The 17,999-nt window shown below is 43.5% G+C and carries 17 protein-coding genes; 11 read left to right on the forward strand and 6 right to left on the reverse strand.

The genetic code is table 11. The annotated features are described in order from the left end of the window. Positions 1-33: 33 nt before the first annotated feature. The gene (locus KFT32_RS10490; RefSeq protein WP_211747146.1) at positions 34-690 is read right to left on the reverse strand and encodes a response regulator; all 657 of its coding nucleotides are present in this window, start codon (positions 688-690) and stop codon (positions 34-36) included. Continuing rightward, a complete protein-coding gene (locus KFT32_RS10495) occupies positions 687-1,529 on the reverse strand; it encodes a sensor histidine kinase (protein ID WP_211747147.1) in 843 nt (280 codons plus the stop codon). Before KFT32_RS10495 ends, KFT32_RS10490 begins: the two co-directional genes overlap by 4 nt. A gap of 378 nt (positions 1,530-1,907) precedes the next feature. Between KFT32_RS10495 and KFT32_RS10500 the strand changes: the two genes are divergently transcribed. Next, positions 1,908-2,078, forward strand: a complete 171-nt coding sequence (locus KFT32_RS10500; RefSeq protein ID WP_211747148.1) for a hypothetical protein — start codon at positions 1,908-1,910, stop codon at positions 2,076-2,078. Positions 2,079-2,157: 79 nt separating this feature from the next. Here the strand turns inward: KFT32_RS10500 and KFT32_RS10505 are convergent, their stop codons facing one another. From KFT32_RS10505 to KFT32_RS10515, 3 genes are all read right to left on the reverse strand, one after another. After that, complete coding sequence (locus tag KFT32_RS10505; protein ID WP_211747149.1) at positions 2,158-4,020, reverse strand: bifunctional diguanylate cyclase/phosphohydrolase; 1,863 nt, start codon at positions 4,018-4,020, stop codon at positions 2,158-2,160. 242 nt (positions 4,021-4,262) lie between these two features. After that, complete coding sequence (locus KFT32_RS10510) at positions 4,263-4,862, reverse strand: DUF5317 domain-containing protein (RefSeq protein WP_211747150.1); 600 nt, start codon at positions 4,860-4,862, stop codon at positions 4,263-4,265. Positions 4,863-4,998: 136 nt separating this feature from the next. Further along, complete coding sequence (locus KFT32_RS10515; protein WP_211747151.1) at positions 4,999-6,378, reverse strand: hypothetical protein; 1,380 nt, start codon at positions 6,376-6,378, stop codon at positions 4,999-5,001. A gap of 265 nt (positions 6,379-6,643) precedes the next feature. Here KFT32_RS10515 and KFT32_RS10520 point away from each other — a divergent pair, with 265 nt between their 5' ends. The 10 genes from KFT32_RS10520 to KFT32_RS10565 all read left to right on the forward strand — a co-directional run bounded on the left by KFT32_RS10520 (position 6,644) and on the right by KFT32_RS10565 (position 16,934). Beyond that, positions 6,644-7,675: a BMP family lipoprotein gene (locus tag KFT32_RS10520; protein WP_211747152.1), complete on the forward strand. Its 1,032-nt coding sequence runs from the start codon at positions 6,644-6,646 to the stop codon at positions 7,673-7,675. 84 nt (positions 7,676-7,759) lie between these two features. Next, positions 7,760-9,262: an ABC transporter ATP-binding protein gene (locus tag KFT32_RS10525; protein ID WP_211747153.1), complete on the forward strand. Its 1,503-nt coding sequence runs from the start codon at positions 7,760-7,762 to the stop codon at positions 9,260-9,262. Continuing rightward, complete coding sequence (locus KFT32_RS10530) at positions 9,259-10,326, forward strand: ABC transporter permease (protein ID WP_211747154.1); 1,068 nt, start codon at positions 9,259-9,261, stop codon at positions 10,324-10,326. The genes KFT32_RS10525 and KFT32_RS10530 overlap by 4 nt, the downstream gene beginning before the upstream one ends. Next, the gene (locus tag KFT32_RS10535; protein WP_211747155.1) at positions 10,310-11,233 is read left to right on the forward strand and encodes an ABC transporter permease; all 924 of its coding nucleotides are present in this window, start codon (positions 10,310-10,312) and stop codon (positions 11,231-11,233) included. Before KFT32_RS10530 ends, KFT32_RS10535 begins: the two co-directional genes overlap by 17 nt. Positions 11,234-11,258: 25 nt before the next feature. Next, positions 11,259-11,930 carry a sulfite oxidase-like oxidoreductase gene (locus tag KFT32_RS10540; RefSeq protein WP_211747156.1) on the forward strand — a complete coding sequence of 224 codons (672 nt, stop codon included), beginning with the start codon at positions 11,259-11,261 and terminating at the stop codon, positions 11,928-11,930. A 1-nt stretch (position 11,931) separates the two neighbouring features. Next, positions 11,932-12,678 (forward strand): nucleoside phosphorylase, encoded by a 747-nt coding sequence (locus KFT32_RS10545; protein WP_211747157.1) that lies wholly within the window; start codon positions 11,932-11,934, stop codon positions 12,676-12,678. Between the two features lie 188 nt (positions 12,679-12,866). After that, positions 12,867-13,232 carry a metal-sensitive transcriptional regulator gene (locus tag KFT32_RS10550; RefSeq protein WP_211747276.1) on the forward strand — a complete coding sequence of 122 codons (366 nt, stop codon included), beginning with the start codon at positions 12,867-12,869 and terminating at the stop codon, positions 13,230-13,232. A gap of 54 nt (positions 13,233-13,286) precedes the next feature. Next, positions 13,287-13,487, forward strand: coding sequence for a copper ion binding protein (locus tag KFT32_RS10555; protein ID WP_211747158.1), 201 nt, complete (start codon positions 13,287-13,289; stop codon positions 13,485-13,487). Positions 13,488-13,636: 149 nt separating this feature from the next. After that, entirely contained in the window at positions 13,637-16,075 is a 2,439-nt protein-coding gene (locus KFT32_RS10560) for a heavy metal translocating P-type ATPase (protein ID WP_211747159.1), read from the forward strand. Positions 16,076-16,196: 121 nt separating this feature from the next. Further along, positions 16,197-16,934 carry a hypothetical protein gene (locus KFT32_RS10565; protein WP_249435803.1) on the forward strand — a complete coding sequence of 246 codons (738 nt, stop codon included), beginning with the start codon at positions 16,197-16,199 and terminating at the stop codon, positions 16,932-16,934. On the opposite strand, the gene KFT32_RS10570 is transcribed toward KFT32_RS10565, so the two are convergent. Then, entirely contained in the window at positions 16,931-17,833 is a 903-nt protein-coding gene (locus tag KFT32_RS10570; protein WP_211747160.1) for a LysR family transcriptional regulator, read from the reverse strand. The two genes, KFT32_RS10565 and KFT32_RS10570, sit on opposite strands and share 4 nt — an antisense overlap. Positions 17,834-17,999 lie beyond the last annotated feature (166 nt).

Here is a 17,999-nt window from a genome sequence, read left to right on the forward strand (position 1 = left end):
TTTGCTTTTTATTTTCTATAAGCCGGAATACATTTAGCGTGGAAAATTACGCTCAACGAGTCCTTGTTCAAGCGCATAACGGGTAAGCTGTACCCGATTCTCGAGCTGTAGCTTTTGCAAAATATTTTTCAAATGATTTTTTACCGTTTGATCTGAAATGCCGAGGGCATCCGCAATTTCTCGGTTTGTTTTTCCAGATGCAACCCAGTTCAAAATTTCTCTCTCTCGGTTTGTTAGTGGAGGTCCTGCATCTTCCATCTTCATTGTTTTAGGGAACTCTTTCAAAATTTGATAGGCCAGCTCCTGACTAACAGGTGCTTCATCGCTTACTATAGCCCGCAAGTACTCCAGCCAAGTAGAAGAAGAAAGGTTTTTGAACAAATATCCTTGGGCACCCTGTTTAAGTGCTTCAAACAGATGTGTTACATCGTCCGAGACAGTGACCATCACAATGATAACGTAAGGGTAACGCTGTTTGATCACTCTAGTGGTCTCCAGCCCGTCCATACCGGGCATCCGGATATCCATGAGAATCAGGTCAGGCATCCATTCCTCTGTAAGACGGAGTGCTTCCTCGCCACTAGCGGCCATTCCAACAATATCGAATGCGGGATCCTCTGATAAAATAGCCTCCATAGCCGCTCTCGCATGCGCAGAATCATCAACGATAAGTACACGTGTGTTATTCATAAGTGATGCCCTCCCTTTTCTATAGTCATACAGGTTCCGCCGTTACTCTGGTTGTGAAAATCAAAATCCCAACCCATTTCGGCGGCCCGATCTTTTGTAATCCGCAGTCCATATCGATCCGCTCTTTCCCAAGGGTCCTCTTCATATCCAATTCCATCATCACAGATCGATACTTTCCACGATACGGCATTGCCCTGACCCGAAATCTGTATGGAATCCGCATTGGCATGTTTTCGAATGTTGAGAACGGCTTCCCGGATACAAGCGATAAGCGCGATTTGTTCTTTAGTGGATAGATCTTCATCTGGGATCGTCCAACTAATGTGTGATTCCATACGGCTGCTATAGGTAAGATCTTCAATCTGCTGCAAAATTTGCTGTGGATGTGTTGGAAGATCCCCGGAATGGGGAGCAACTTTCAGCTGAGCGATGGCTTGTCTTACATAGTGATGAATTTCATGAACTGTTTTTCTTGCATCCTGCAGCTCACTTTGATGAGCAGAACCAGACAGATTACGATCTGCCTTATCCATTTGTACGGACAATAAGAACAGGGACTGAGCAATACCATCGTGCAATTCCCTTGCCATTTGTTCTCTTGCCTCAAGCGCAGATTTAGCAGCTTTTTCTTTTTCTAGCTCGGCCTGAGCCCGCTCCATTACTTGAAATAGCTTGCTTAACAGCGTCACGCTGACAAGATAAACGATGACAGGAGTTAGCCAGTTTCCTGCTTCCATCGAGAGATAGGGCATAAGAAACTGGTGCCTGATATATTCCCAGAGACCTACGGTAATGGTCGGTATAATAAGAATCATCCATTTAATATGTTTGTAACTCATGTGTAGGAGCACTCCTTTTAAACAGGTTGATCAAATAATAAATGGTTTGGATTTTTTCTAGTGGTCTTTATTATATCCTTTTATAGATGACAAAGGGGTTGCTTCATTCTATGGACATAGGGTAAATACTAACTTAACGTGTCAATTTAAGTATATGGAAGGATGTTTATGAAAAAAGGCGGTAGAGAAGAGTCATCCTTGCTCACTTCCTCTTACGCTTCATTATTCCGGGGAATGGAATTTCCCTTCGTACCCGAAGCTTCGGTATACTTATTGTAATATTATTGCTGATGACGAAGTGCTTCATTATAAGTCTTCTCATTTTAACAGCAGATAGCGTCACAATCTTAGAGAAATTAAAGGAGTGTAAGTAGAAACATGAGTCTAGCAGTATTGGAACGTCGAAGCGAACTACTGAAGAAAAATATCGAACAGATGCTAATCCGGGAAAATCAGCAGGGCATTACAAGACAGCAAAGCATGTTTTTACAGCAAATGATTAAAGAACTCCATCAGACTTCCCACGATTTGAACTTAGAAAGACGCTAAATAACGAACGGGTATACGAAAAGCCCGGTACCTTACTGCTCGGTGTATAGGAGCAAGAGAGGTACCGGGTTTTTATTATTTATTCATAAACTAAAGGTGATTGCTCTTGTAGGAGTGAATCGTTTTTTGGCGCCTGAACGCTAATATAGGCAATAAATTTCTCAACGAGCTCAGGATCGAACTGGGTACCTGCACAGGAGCGAAGCTCGATAATCCCTTCTTGCAAAGTTTTTGTCTTTTGGTACGGGCGTTCTGAAGTCATGGCATCAAAAGAGTCGATAATCGTAAGCATCCGGCATAGCTGGGGTATCTCTTTTCCCTTGAGTCCATGAGGGTAGCCCTTGCCATCAAATCGTTCATGATGAAGTTCAATATAGGGTATCAAGTCTTTGAATCGATGGTCTGTAAGAGCAATTTTCTTTCCCCAAGTCACATGCTGTTTAATGGTCTCCCATTCATCTGGGGTCAGTTTCCCTTTTTTATTCAACACGCCCCACGGAATTTCCAACTTGCCGATGTCATGGATGAGTGCGCCAAGGACAAACTCACGTTTCTCCTCTTTGTCGAGAGACAGGATGCTACTCATATCAAGCGCATATTTATATACTCTTTTTGAATGTTTGAACGTATCAATGTCTTTGTACATAAACAAATTCAACTGTTGCTCGATGTAATGCACTTCCTGAGACATGTCCAGTTCTTCTTCCATTACAATGTCACATCCATAAGTATGTACCGTGTTTTTGCCTTGTTTTTTGGCATAATACAATGCTTTGTCGGCATGATCCACGAGCTGCGATTTATCATATAAGTCTATGCTGTACTGGGCAATTCCAGCTGAAAAAGACAAGCATTTATGAGGGAAAACTTCAACGCCATCAAAAGGTGTGTCGTTTAGTTTTTTTCTAATCTTATCAACGAAATGTCTAGCTTCTTCAAAGTTGAATCCTGGCATAAGAAGAGTGAATTCTTCACCGCCGTAACGTGAAGCCACGATTGAGGTGTCTTTTGTTTCCTCTATTAACATAGAACCAAGAAAACTGATTAACAAATCTCCCTTTAGGTGACCGAAGCTGTCATTGTATTTTTTAAAATCATCAATATCGATCATGGCAAGAGCAAGCGGTTTATCATTTGCTTTAGCTTCTATAATATGATGCTCCAGCGAGCTTTCAAAAAAACTATGATTATAGAGTGATGTTCGCTGATCAATATTGGAACGATTCAGTATTTGATGGTACATGAAGAATAGCTGACGGAAAGCATGTGACAATAAAATGGCTAAGCTAAGAAAAAGAATGAGGCCAAGTATTCCGTTGTTTACGATCAAGACACATAACACAAGAGAGAGGATTAACATACAAAGGTATACGAGTACGGTATCCTTAACGAACCCTTTTAACGTGTTAATTAAATCTTTACGGTATAAGAGATAATAGTATAAAAAAAGTCCGAGGGTATTAACTATAAAATATACTGCAAGAGAGACCATGTATGCTGTCAAGTTGAGTGAATCTACAGTGCCGAGCGTACCACCGAGAAATAGAAAAACCTTATAGCAAAGCGAAATCATAATAGAATAAAGAGCAAAGTTAGTACATTGTTTCCACCATGGTATGCCTCTCTTATAGATTAAATAAGATAAGGAGCAAATAAATAGAACGGATAGAGTAAATTGACTACCATACATAAAAATACTAGCCAGGTAAATGGAAGAATCAAAAGACATTAAATTTCCTTCCGGAGGAAGCCGGAAAGTAAGGCTGTTTAGAATTAATGTTGCCCCCACCATAGCATAGAGCTGAACCCACTGCTCACTGGAATAATGAAAAAAAGCCCATCCATTGATACCTTGGAAGGTTAGAAACCCACCTAAGCATAGAAAAACGATATACCACATACTAATATCCAGGTTTTTGATTTTTGAAAAGAGAGTTGTCATGAAACTGATTTCTCCTATATATTTCGTCTTATTGTTTCTATATTATCATGACATTAACCATTATCGGTGTATAAAGAAAAAAAACAGGCTTAGTCGCCTGTTTTAATAGTGATAAGCTTGTCTTGTTTTTAGCCAAGGGAGAATCCAGAAGTCAGCGCAACAACAACAGAAGCTACGATTACCGCGTTCATGATGATGCGAGCAATGTTTGTTTTTTTCATAGTATGTATCCTCCTTACGTTTTAGTTAGATGTATGTAAACTAGGTGCGAGATCTTGATCTTCATTATCCTTCTTTGGGACCATAATGCTCTGGATGTATAGGAATATGCCAACGTTCATAATGACATCTCCGATACTAATGACCTGAGTCCGAGGATAAGGATTAGACAGAGGAATGATATCTCCGAGAAATGATAATCTTGTGGAGGCATCCAGCATATAGTGCTTGAATACTGCATCACCGCTAGCAAGGAGTTCTGTATAATAAGGACCCAATACCTGAGCAGCATCCAATGAAACCGGCATCCGGCCACCATTTACAGCCATTACAAGAAAATTGAGAAACACTCCGACAAGAATGATGACAAACCCCTTATGCTGTCGATTTATCCATAGGAATCCCATACCAACAAGGTAAATGAACATAAAGAAATATCCCGAAGCAGGTACTAACCAGGAGGCATCTCCTTGAAAGCGGAAGATAATAAATTGAATAAGTAGAAGAATCGGGAAGATTAGTCCACCCTTCAATCTGATCTGACCAAACTGCATGAGACCATTCTTTAGACCGCCTCTGAACAAACCAACGATAAGTCCGAGAATTATACCATCATAGACCATGTATCAATCTCCGTATTTCATATTATTTTCCAGTCAAATACATGTATTCGACCAGAAAACGTAAATTCCTTCTTTTTTTTAAAAAAAATTTAGTTAATTTGTCTGATTTGAAATATCTTGACTAAATGTTATAGGTTTACTCGAATCCACCTTGCAAATAGTTATAAAAAGGTACATCGACCCACAATTTGTAACTAGAAACGTCGGCATCCGGGGCGAGTTTTTTGAATACAGCTGACACTTTAGCTGCATTTTCTTTTAGGGTAAAGGATTGAGCGTAGTAATTACCCTTTGTTATTTTGTTGTTTACGATTACTTTATAGTTCGGAAGAGCTGTGGTTGAGTAGTAGAGCGGCTGCCACCAAGATCCATAGAGTAGATCTTTTTGTTCATCGCTGTTTTTCTTAGCATAAGCAAGTACGACATCATTAAATCTGTGCTTATCATCTGTGTTATTAAATTCGAAATCTAGATCGTATTCTTTTGCGTATGCGATGTAGTTTCCATTTGCAATTTGCTCCACTTTATAATTTTCGGTCTCTTTCGGCTCTCCCCATTCTTTCAAATAAATGAATGCTGAGGTTTTTGGCTGAAGCTGGATATCAGCCTCAATGCCTTCGCTGCGTAGCAGTCCAATTAATTGTTTGGCATGTTTGATGTCGTCATGACCATAAGTAAGTTTCAATGAATCAATAAAGTTAGAATCAAACCGTTTATCTTTCAGGTTGTAACCCGTAACTTCGTTATTTTCTAGTGCTTGGTTTACGATTTTGCGAAGGTCAGGTGCTGGAATCAAATCAGAAGTGATATAGGCATCATAGAGTTTGGAATAGATATCTGCATCACTGGATTTACCAATACTGTGTTTGTAGTTTCCATTCAGCTCGAGCACTTGACCGAGTAGGGTTGCAGCATATTCGCTGGAAGCTTGTTTGGATTGCACGGTTTCTTTATACAAGGAAGAAGGAAGTAGACCGGTATCAACCGCTGCAGCAATTTCGGATGCAGCTTTACCTTGTACTCGAGAAGGGGATAGCCCGAGAGTATTCAGGGATGCTTCCACTTTTTTTGATGGATAAGTATAACTAAGTTCTTGAATACCTGCAGCCTTTACTGCGATATATAGCGCAGATAGTGGAGTAAGTTTCGCATCCGCATGGATCGTGTTTGTGGTTAGAATACCTGCCTTATAGAGTTTAACAGCAGAAGAATACAGTGGATCAGAAGATGCTACATCTGTAAATACTGGGCTGTCGCCTTCTGTCGCTGTTTCAATAGTCGGAAGAACTTTAGCTACGGCCTCAATAAAATCTCCCCGTGTAGGCTCATCTCCAAAGCGAATACCATATTTGTTATCTAAAAATTGAATAAAACCTTCTATAGAGTCTGCACCATTTGAATGATTTACGGCAGAGACCACTGCGGTTGCTGGGCTAGCAGCAAATACCGAAGCAGAAGGGAGTACTGTTAAAGCTACGCTTGCTGCAAGTACGGTTTGTAGTAAAACTTTTTTCATAAGACCACTCCTCAATTTGAGATGAATAAGTTATAATCCTTACTAAACCTACTAGTTATGTATGTTTAATCTTCTAAATTTAGGGACCATCTTACCATTGGTTTTAGAAAAGTGTCAATCTATCATTCGCATTAGAATAGACAACGTCGTATAAAATTTACACTTTTTCACTCCTGGTTAAGTAAATTCCGAAAGTTTCGTTGACATATGTCGACAATGTTCGTAAAATTGAGCTATGAAAATGGGAAAAGGGGATTAGGTCATCATGAAAAGAACGCTTTCGTTCATATTAGTCATTTCGATGCTTTCTATCTTACTAGCAGCTTGCGGTGGTAATAGCAGTACAGATGCAGGTGGGTCCACAGACACATCTGGTACAGATTCCAAAAAAGCAGTTCTCGTTCTTCCTGAGCAGATCGGTGTAAATCCATTCTTCGTACAGATGGATGAAGGTTTCAAAAAAGCAGGGGAAGAATTCGGTATTGAAGTGAAAACAATCGAATCTACAGACCCTGCTGCGTTTGAACAAAATCTTCGTGCTGCGGTAGCAGAAGATTATGATCTTATCATGACCGCAACATTCCAGGCTGAGGATGCACTTAAAAAAGTGGCTGCTGAAAATCCGGACAAGTCCTTTGCCGTTGTTGATACTGTAGTTGATCTGCCTAATGTTCGAAGCGTTGGTTTTAAAGAGTATGAGGGTGCGTATCTTCTAGGCGCAGCCGCTGGACTTGCTACCAAAACAAATATTGTCGGCATGATTGCCGCTCAAGATATTCCTTTGATTAAAAAGTATACGGAAGGCTTTAGAGCAGGACTTGCTTCCGTTAACCCGGATGCCAAATTCCTGATCAACTATGCAGGTGGATTCGATGACCCTGCTAAAGCAAAAGAGCTTGCGATCGTTCAATTCGATCAAGGAGCTGACTTTATCGCCGGAGCTTCTGCGGTAGGCGACCTCGGCGTTTTTGAAGCAGCAAAAGAAAAAGGTTTCTATACTTCCGGTCAAGACACGGATCGTACCGTAGAAGATCCAGAACATATTGTTCTTTCACAACTTAAATCAACGGACTCTGTTGCTTATGAAGAGTTGAAAGCTTTTGCGAATGGTTCGTTTGAATTCGGATATGTAAGTTATGGCCTGAAAGAAGATGGCGTTGGCCTAACTTATGTAACAAGAGATAGTGAATCTCCACTCAGCCCGTTCATCGGTCAAGAAGTTGTTGATCAAGTTAAGGCAATCAGAGATAAGATTGTATCTGGTGAAATTGTAGTGAAAGATCCTTTGCAACAGTAGTCTAAATTTGCTTCAAGATTTGGCCGGCTGCCCCAACAGGTAGTCGGCTTTTCTTCATTAAGAGGAGAAAGGGGACGGGTACACGTGCTGCTAGAAATGAATGGAATTACGAAGAAGTACGGAACACTTACGGCAAATAAGGAAGTTCACTTCGACCTAAAAGAAGGCGAGGTGCATGCACTTGTCGGGGAAAATGGTGCAGGAAAAACGACGTTAATGCGTATTCTTTACGGGATGGAAGAGCCTACCTCAGGAAGTATTCGCGTGAACGGGAAGGAAGTAAGTTTTGCAACTCCTTCACATGCGATGGCAAGCGGGATTGGCATGGTACACCAGCATTTTATGTTGTTCCCCTCGTTTACGATCGCAGAGAATATTGTTATTGGAAGAGAGCCCTCTAAAAATGGTGGTGTTTTTGATCGGAATGCTGCGGCCAAAACGGTTGAAGAGCTAGGTGAAAAGTACGGAATGCCGGTCGACCCTTGGAAAAAGGCAGGCGAATGCTCTCTTGGTATGCAGCAGCGCGTCGAAATTCTAAAAGTATTGTATCAAGGTGCTGATATCATCATTTTAGACGAACCATCGGCGGTACTTACTCCACTAGAAGTGAAGGAGCTCCTGGCCAATGTCCGTGCCCTAACGAAGCTGGGTAAAAGCTTTATTCTCATCACACATAAATTGCAGGAAGTTATGGAAGTGTCTGACCGTATTACGGTACTCCGTGATGGTGTTGTGACAGGTACACTCGAAGCAAAAGATACCGATGTAGAACAGTTATCAAGACTGATGGTAGGTAGAGAACTGGTACGTATGGTCAAAAAACCGTATCACCCTGGTGATGCCGTACTCGAAATAGAAGGAGTGTCGATTACAGGGTCCAAGGAACAAACGTCACTCCGGAGTGTGAATCTGACAGTCCATGCAGGTGAAGTTATTGGAGTAGCTGGGATATCAGGCAACGGACAATCCGAACTTATTCAGGCTATTGCAGGGATCAGACCGGTTACCGAAGGGGCGATCCACTTGGCAGGGAAAGACATTACTAAGCTATCTGTCCGTGATATCAGAGAAACAGGCCTTGCCCATATACCGGAGGACCGCTATATGTGGGGAGCGGCTAAAGATGCGACCGTTCTGGATAACGGACTGATGGGTCATCACCATACATTGCAAACGAAAGGCATCATATCTTCCCGGAAGGTTCGCAAGAAAGTGGAAGAATGGATCAAGCGTTTTGGGGTAAAGACAGGCTCTGTCGAGACCAAAGCGCAGTTTCTGTCCGGAGGAAATCTGCAAAAGCTGATTGCTGCCAGGGAGTTTGCTCATGAAGCACCTTTCCTCATCGCAGCTGAACCGACACGCGGAGTAGACATTGGAGCAATGGAGACGATTCATAAGGAATTGCTGCACCAGCGTGATCAAGGTGCGGCAGTATTGCTCGTTTCTTCAGAACTATCGGAGATTTTACAGCTTTCCGATCGGATCGTCGTTATGTATGAAGGAAGAATTGTTGGTGAGCTGGCTACTGAGGATGCAACGGAAGAAAGCATCAGTTTGTTGATGGCAGGAGGGAAACAACAGGCATGAACATTTTGAAAAACAATTTGAAGAGTCTAATACAGCCGCTGCTTGCTGTTCTTATCGGTCTGCTGGCAGGAACGGTTGCCATCCTTATTGTTGGTGGAAATGTAATCGAAACCTACGGAGAAATGTGGAAGGGTGCTTTTGGAAGTTTCTATTTCTTCACGAATACTTTATCACGGGCAACGCCGATTATTCTTGTTGGGCTTGGAGTAGCGCTCGCATTTAAAGCTGGATTTTTTAACATGGGGGCAGAAGGCCAAATGCTGCTAGGGGCTCTGGCTTCAGCGCTGACTGCGCTCTATCTGCCAGGACCCAGCTGGTTTGTTACAATTGTCGCGATTCTCGCCGGTGCTATTGTCGGTGGAATCTGGTCCCTTTTTGCAGGTTGGCTTGATGCCAAATTCGGTATGAACTTGTTGATTACTACGCTGCTTCTGAATTACATCGCTACGTTGTTTGCTGGATATATGGTTGCTTATCCTTTCAAGGATACTACGGGTTCGGCTGCAATGGCGCAGTCGCCTATGATTGATCAAGCCATCTGGCTGCCTAAGCTGTTCCAAGGAATGGGACTGCATGCCGGATTTATTATCGCCATTATTGCTGCCGTAGTACTCTACTTCTTCATGCAAAAAACAGTGCCGGGTTATGAAATTCGGATGCTCGGAAGCAACCCCTCCTTTGCTGCCTTTGGTGGTGTGAAAAGGGTGCGTATGATGATGCTGTCCATGCTTGTCAGCGGTGCGCTGGCAGGAATAGCAGGCGCAGGTGAAGTGTTGGGTACCCAGTACCGGTATATTGATGGTTCACTTAGTACAGCAAATTATGCATGGAGCGGAATTATGGCAACACTGCTTGCTGGATCACATCCGCTGGGCACTGCTTTTTCTGCTTTCTTGCTCTCTGCACTTCAGACTGGTTCCATGGGTGTGGAACGGAATACCGAAGTACCACTCGAGGTAGGCAGTGTTATACAGGCTGTACTGACTCTTTTTGTATCAGCTAAAATCGGCTATAGCTTCCTAAAACGGAGAAAGGGGGACAAAACGAATGGAACAACTTCTTGATGCATCCTTATTTAATGCAACGCTTCGTTCGATTACACCGATTTTGCTTGCTGCGCTTGGGGCTGCGCTATGTTCCCGCGTCGGTCTGTTTAATGTAGGGCTTGAAGGACTGGTCTTGATTGGAGCCTTTTCTTCTATAGTAGGGAATTATCTGTTCCATAACGTTGTACTCGCAATTATCTTTGCCATTCTGATTGTATCGCTCTTCTCACTTTTGTTTGCTTATGTCAGTATTAATTTGAAGGCGAATGAAATTGTGGTCGGTCTATCGATCAACTTTTTGGCTGCCGGTCTGACGACCTTCTCCTTACGTGCGATTTTTGATGTAAAAGGTGCATATTACGATAAAAACATGGTCGGTTTGCCCAAGTGGGACATTCCGTTTATAGAAGATATTCCATGGCTTGGTTATGTCATTTCTGGTCATACACCGCTAGTATATTTGGCATTAATTCTAGTATTTGTTCTTCATTTCTACTTATTTAAAACAATATCTGGTTTCCGTCTTCGTTCTGTTGGTGAAAATCCGGTTGCTGCGCAAAGTCTCGGAATTCCAGTTCGTCGTACGCAATACCTCGCTGTACTGATGTGCGGTGTGCTGTGTGCACTTGCCGGGGCACAGTTGTCACTTGGACAGGTGACGATGTTCACGGAAGGAATGACAGCAGGGCGCGGATTTATCGCTCTCGTCGCTACGATGCTTGGACAGTCCAGTCCGATTCTTGTGATGGCGTCGAGTATGTTGTTTGGTTTTATGGAAGCTATGGGTATTCGTCTGCAAGGCTTCTCGCTTCCATCCCACTTCACTAATATGCTTCCTTATATCATTACGCTGGCTGCTATGTTCTTCTTCAAGGACAAGAGTTATGCTCAAGATGCACAGAAAGCGGGCGGAAGCTCGAGGTAACAAGCACAGGGAGGAGTTACTACGGATGAAAAGTAAAGCAGAACGTTTAAAAGGGACCAAGTCCCCTAAAGTCAATATAGATGAATCTCTTGCTCACCGGCTGCCACCTGGGCAGGTACTGACAGAGAAATTCCCTATTCTGCATGAGGGGGAAGTTCCCGAGTATGACATGAGCACATGGGATCTACGTGTCTATGGAGAAGTAGATGAAGAAGTGAGTTTCTCTTATGAAGACCTTTTGAAGCTACCGATGACCAATACGGTGAGTGATATTCACTGTGTCACGCGCTGGTCCAAGTTTGATACTGCTTGGGAAGGTATTCGATTTACTGATTTTATGAAACATTTCAAGATTAAACCGGAAGCAAAATTCGTTATGATTCATGCTGATGAAGATTACGAAACCAATCTGCCGATTGAAGCGCTGCTACGTGATGATGTGCTGCTGGCATTTAAATATGATGGTAAGGATTTAACACCAAAACACGGATGGCCACTGCGTCTTGTTGTGCCTGAGTTTTATTTTTGGAAAAGCGCAAAGTGGATTCGCGGCTTTGAATTTATGACAGAAGATCGTCATGGATTTTGGGAGCGTAACGGTTTTCATAATACAGCTGACCCATTTCTGGAGCAACGTTTCTCAGATGAGGAACTACCGATTCCAGAGGATGAGTGGATGAAAAAGGAGTTTGATTAACATGTTGATGCCCATTTTACAAATTCATTCGGAAGATATGCCCCCTTATGCGGTGGTATGTGGAGATCCATTTCGTGCAGAAAAGATTGCGCAAAAGCTTAGCGGAGCAAAGGAGCTTGCATTCAGCCGGGAATACCGTACGTTTGTTGGTGAATATGAAGGAGTTTCCATTGCCGTTGTGAGTCATGGTGTGGGTTGCCCAGGAGCTGCCGTTTGCTTTGAAGAACTGATTCGGGCCGGAGTGACGACACTGATTCGTGTGGGAACAGCCGGTTCTTATACAGTAGATGTACCAGCAGGGGGACTTGTCGTGAGTACATCAGCGATCCGTACGGATGGTCTTACAAGACAGCTAGTACCTGAAGGATTTCCAGCGGTAGCAGATCATGATGTGACGCATGCTTTGTATGGCGCTGCTTCGGCGATGCCAGGCGTGGTTCAAAAGGGAATGACTGTGACTTTGGATGTATTCTTTAACGGAGTTGAGGAAATTCCACACAAAAAATTCAAACAGGCCGGGGCGCTTGCCGCTGAAATGGAGATTGCCGCTCTGTTTGTTATCAGTTCTCTCCGGGGAGCTCGTGCGGGAGCGATCGTAGCGATTGACGGTTTTGCCGATCAAGATTTGGCTGCTGAGTATGATCCGCATACGAATGTTGTAGGTGATGCAGTTGAGCGTGAGATGGAAGCTGCGCTGAAGGCGATGGTGACCCTTGCACAGAAGGATGCAGAAGCCGCAGGCATGTAATGATAAATAGAAATTTAAGGAGGCCAGCAGAGATTGCTGGTCTTTTTTTGTGGCGTAGGAGATGAATGTAAGAATAGTCATTTGTATATTGACATACCCCACGGGGGTATACTATACTGTGTTCAAGAGCGACGAAGGAGGTCATGGGATTGGAAGAGTTCAAGGGTGCCCATACTCATAATGAGGAAATGCCGAATAAAGATGGTGTCTTACCAAATGGGGCATTTGTAACCAATTCCTGTCATGATGCTCATTCGGTTCAAGGCAAGGACGAACCAAGACATAGTCATCACTCGGATGAGGTGAAGAACAATCTGACGACACGTCTCAATCGCATTGAGGGCCAGGTTAGAGGAATCAAGGGCATGATCGATCGCGATACGTATTGTGACGACGTACTGACCCAGATTGCCGCTGTACAGTCAGCGCTGAATGGAGTTGGAAAGCTTTTGCTCGAAGGCCATATGAAGAGTTGTGTCATTGAACGCATCCAAGCTGGAGAATCTGAAGTGATTGATGAGCTGCTGGTTACGGTTAAGAAGTTAATGAAGTAAAGCCAAGTGGCGGTCTTAGTTTATAATACAACACATTTTAAGGAGGAAATAAAAATGAGTAACGTTACATTGAACGTAAAAGGGATGTCTTGCAACCACTGTGTCAAATCCGTAGAAGGTGCACTTGAAAGTGTTGGAGCGAAGGGAAATGTGGATCTAGCTGCTGGTACGGTAAGTGTGGAGTATGATGAGCAAAAAGTAACTGTAGATCAAGTGAAGCACGCGATTGAAGACCAAGGATACGACGTAGTTTAATTCACTTCAATGAAGAACATAGTAAAGGAATGGTCAATAGAATGTTGATCGTTCCTGCTCTATTTTTGTCATAACGTAATGAGCAGTCAAAGGACTGCTTTTTTCAGATTATAAATATACCCCTAAGGGGTATGAAGGGGTTGTAAATGATGAGTGAACCAACAGGAGAGAATAGCACCAATCATAAAACAACAAAACTCAATATTACAGGAATGACTTGTGCTGCATGTGCCACACGAATTGAAAAAGGGTTGTCACGCATGGAAGGCGTAAAGGAAGCGAATGTGAATTTGGCTCTCGAGCAAGCGTCCGTTCAGTATGATCCTGCATCTATCGGTGTAAATGATCTGAAGAATAAAATAGATTCCCTAGGCTATGGAACCGCGGTAGAAAGCGTGGATCTAAACATCACAGGGATGACATGCGCCGCATGTGCTACCCGGATTGAAAAAGGACTAAGCCGCATGCCTGGAGTCACTAAAGCGAATGTAAACTTGGCGCTGGAAACAGCTCATGTCGAATATGCTTCCGGTACGGCAAGCGCTACGGATTTCGTGAAAAAGGTAGAGCAGCTAGGCTATGGTGCGCTTCCGCAGCAGGCTAAGGAAGATATAGCAGATCTGCGGCAGAAAGAACTGGATCGCAAGAAATGGAAATGGATGATCTCCGCCATTTTGTCCATTCCGTTACTTTGGGCAATGGTAGGTCATTTCTCCTTCACGTCATGGATCTACGTACCTGATGTGTTCATGAATCCATGGTTTCAGTTTATTCTGGCTACGCCTATCCAGTTTGTGATTGGTTGGCAGTTTTATAAAGGAGCCTACGCTGCTCTTCGGAATAAGAGCGCCAATATGGATGTGCTCATCTCCCTTGGGACTTCAGCGGCGTATTTTTACAGTCTTTATTTGAGCATTGTATGGACGACTGAAGGTGGGCATCATGGAGCTGAGCTCTACTACGAAACAAGCGCCATACTTATTACACTTGTTCTGGTAGGGAAATGGTTTGAAAGTGTGGCAAAAGGGCGCTCATCACAGGCTATTCGTAGTTTGATGGAGCTGGCGCCAAGAACAGCCCTCGTCATTCGCGACGGAGCAGAGAAGACGATCCCGGCTTCCGAAGTCATCGCTGGAGATCTGTTTATTGTGAAACCTGGTGAGAAGTTCCCGGTTGATGGTGTGGTCGAGAAAGGTTCCTCTTCTGCCGATGAGTCGATGCTGAGCGGGGAGAGCCTTCCGGTCGATAAGAAGCCGGGGGACAATGTCTCAGGTGCTACCATTAACAAAAATGGAGCGCTAACTGTACGAGCTACGAGAGTTGGATCCGACACAGCCCTTGCCCAAATCATTAAAGTGGTGGAAGAGGCGCAAGGTTCCAAGGCACCGATTCAGCGGATTGCAGATCTTATTTCGGGTATCTTTGTACCGATTGTTGTTGGGATCGCAGTATTGACCTTTGTGATCTGGTTCTTCTTCGTTGATCAAGGTCAGTTTGCAAATGCACTGGAAAAAGCCATCGCAGTGCTCGTTATCGCTTGTCCTTGTGCGCTGGGTCTTGCTACTCCAACATCCATTATGGCAGGTTCCGGTAGAGCTGCTGAATATGGCATTCTTTTTAAAGGTGGAGAACATCTGGAGCATGCGCAGGAGATACAAATCGTCGTACTCGACAAAACGGGAACAGTAACCGAAGGCAAACCACAATTAACCGATGTGATTACTCGTAAAGATATGAAAGAAGAAGAATTTTTAGCTCTCGTTGCCGCAGCAGAAAATGCCTCCGAGCATCCGCTTGCTCAAGCGATCGTGCAAGGGATCGGAGCAAAAGGCATTCGTTTTTCCGAGGCAGAACATTTCGAGAATATTCCCGGTTACGGGGTGAAGGCTAGAGTAGAAGGTAAGGACCTGCTTATCGGTACACGCCGACTGCTTGAACAGCATCACGTTGATAGCAAAATGGCAGACAGTGGGATGCGGCAGTTAGAAGAGAAAGGGAAAACGGCTATGCTGGTAAGCATTGATGGTAACTGGGCAGGAACGATTGCTGTAGCAGACACAATCAAAGCGACTTCACGTGCCGCAGTTCAGCGCTTGAAAGAGATGGGCATTGAAGTTGTTATGATGACAGGCGATAACAAGCGGACGGCGGAAGCTGTGGCTAAGGAAGCAGGCATTGATCATGTACTGGCTGAAGTACTTCCAGAAGGTAAAGCGGAAGAAGTGAAGAAACTCCAGCAGACAGGTAAAAAAGTAGCGATGGCGGGCGACGGCATCAATGATGCTCCTGCACTTGTTACCGCAGATACTGGCATGGCAATGGGAACCGGGACCGATGTGGCGATGGAAGCAGCTGATGTAACGCTAATGCGCGGTGACTTGAATAGTATTCCGGACGCCATCCTAATGAGTCGACGTACTATGGGGAATATTAAACAGAACCTATTCTGGGCACTTGGATATAATGTAATTGGAATCCCTATAGCAGCTATAGGATTGCTTGCTCCATGGCTTGCCGGAGCGGCGATGGCGCTAAGTTCAGTATCTGTTGTACTGAATGCATTACGATTGCAACGGGTAAAACTGTAACAAACGAAACTGATTTAAGTAAGAAGATATCCTGCTTCCTAAGAGCGTGCAGGGTATCTTTTTTTGTTATAGGATGTGGGGAATAAGGAATTCTATTTGAAAAGGGAGAGGAAGCTACAGTATGTTACATCCACAATATCCATATGAAACGTTCATTAGAACACTTCCGGTGAAGTCCCAATATACAAAAGAGGAATTGTTAGTGGAGGATTTATTAGTAGGCCGGGAAGGTCCTGTTGAAATGTATTATGCACCTCATAATGAGTACATCAATCCTCTCGCTAAGGTTGTTCTGGTCGGCATTACACCTGGCTGGACGCAAATGGAACTTGCCTACCGAACTACCATTCAGTCTTTGCAGAAAGGGGAGACGTTTGAAGAAGCATGTAAAGCTGCAAAAATAGCCGCAAGATTCGCTGGCTCCATGCGCACCAATATAATAAAAATGCTCGAAGACATTAGCTTGCATCACTATCTGGGCATCGAAAGCGTAAGCGATTTGTTTGATGCAAACTGCTCTTTGTTACATACAACTTCATTACTGAAACACCCGGTATTTGTTTCTCGAAAAAACTATAACGGACATAGTCCGTCTTTAAGCAATAGTAAGTTTTTATGTACAAAAATAATTCACTCCTTCCCCCAGGAGATGAGCAAGCTGGAACATCCCCTAATCATTCCGTTAGGAAGGTCGGTTGAGATGGTACTCAGGCAACTCCCTGAGCAAACTATGGGGCAAGGTTATAAATATTTATGGGGATTTCCGCACCCATCCGGCGCCAACGGACATCGTCTCAAGCAATTCGAATCCGCGAAACCAGAAATGATACAACTGCTGAGTCATTTGAAAGGTCGTTAGTTGCTATTTCCGGGATAACAATATGTATTCTGCAATTGCCCAATAAACATGCGGAGGGCAAGGGTCGTCTCTAAGTTGGCCGCATGAACCATACTAAATTCTCTCTCCATCTGATGTTGTATTAGATGAATTTGAGCGATTTCCCTGTATTTGATTTCTTTTTGTACAATCCACTCGGATAATAGAGCAATTCCAAGTCCTGCGACGACCGCTTCTTTAACGCCTTGACTGCTATAAAAGGAGTACGTGTGTTTGACCCGAAGCGCATATTCTTCAATAAACTGATCGCTAAAAGCGCGTGTACCCGAACCGGATTCTCTTAATACCCATATTTGGTCTTGGAGTTGCAGTGGTTCCACGACACGTTCCGTGGCAAGTGGGTGATTGGAAGGGGCCACTAGAATCATTTTATCCTTCATATAAGGGGTTACTACCCATTCAGAAGTACTTACTTTTCCTTCTACCAAGCCAATATCCAGTATTCCCTCGCGCAGACCTCTCATAATTTCTTCTGTATTTCGAATCGTAACCTGAATCTCTACATGGGGATATTGTTTTGCATACTCTGCAATCATACGGGGAAGTATATACTCACCAATTGTAAAACTTGCTCCGAGTCTAATGTGTCCTGTCACTTCATGTTGAAGAAGTCGGATGGACTGTTTAGCTTCATCGTACAAAAGCATAATTTGCTTAGCACGTTTATACAACATTTCCCCCGCTTCTGTTAAGCGAACTTGTTTGGATGTGCGATGAAATAATTTAGCGCCCATCTCGTTCTCCAGATTGCGAATGTGAAGGCTGACTCCTGGCTGGGATAGGTTTAGTATTTCGGCTGCTTTGGAGAAGTGACGCAGCTCCGCAACGGTGACAAACACTTTTAATGCATCTGTAATCATAATCATTCCTCATTTATTATCAGGTTTATTGGACAAGTTATTGTAGGGATCTGAATCAAGCATAAGTATTTATAATGATTGGCATAGCATATCGATATTTCACTCAGCAGGCATGATGAACTATAGTAAACACCATAGGAATCACACAGAAGTCATCAGGGTTAAA

This window comes from Paenibacillus sp. Marseille-Q4541 (assembly GCF_018310695.1).
GTDB lineage: Bacteria > Bacillota > Bacilli > Paenibacillales > Paenibacillaceae > Paenibacillus.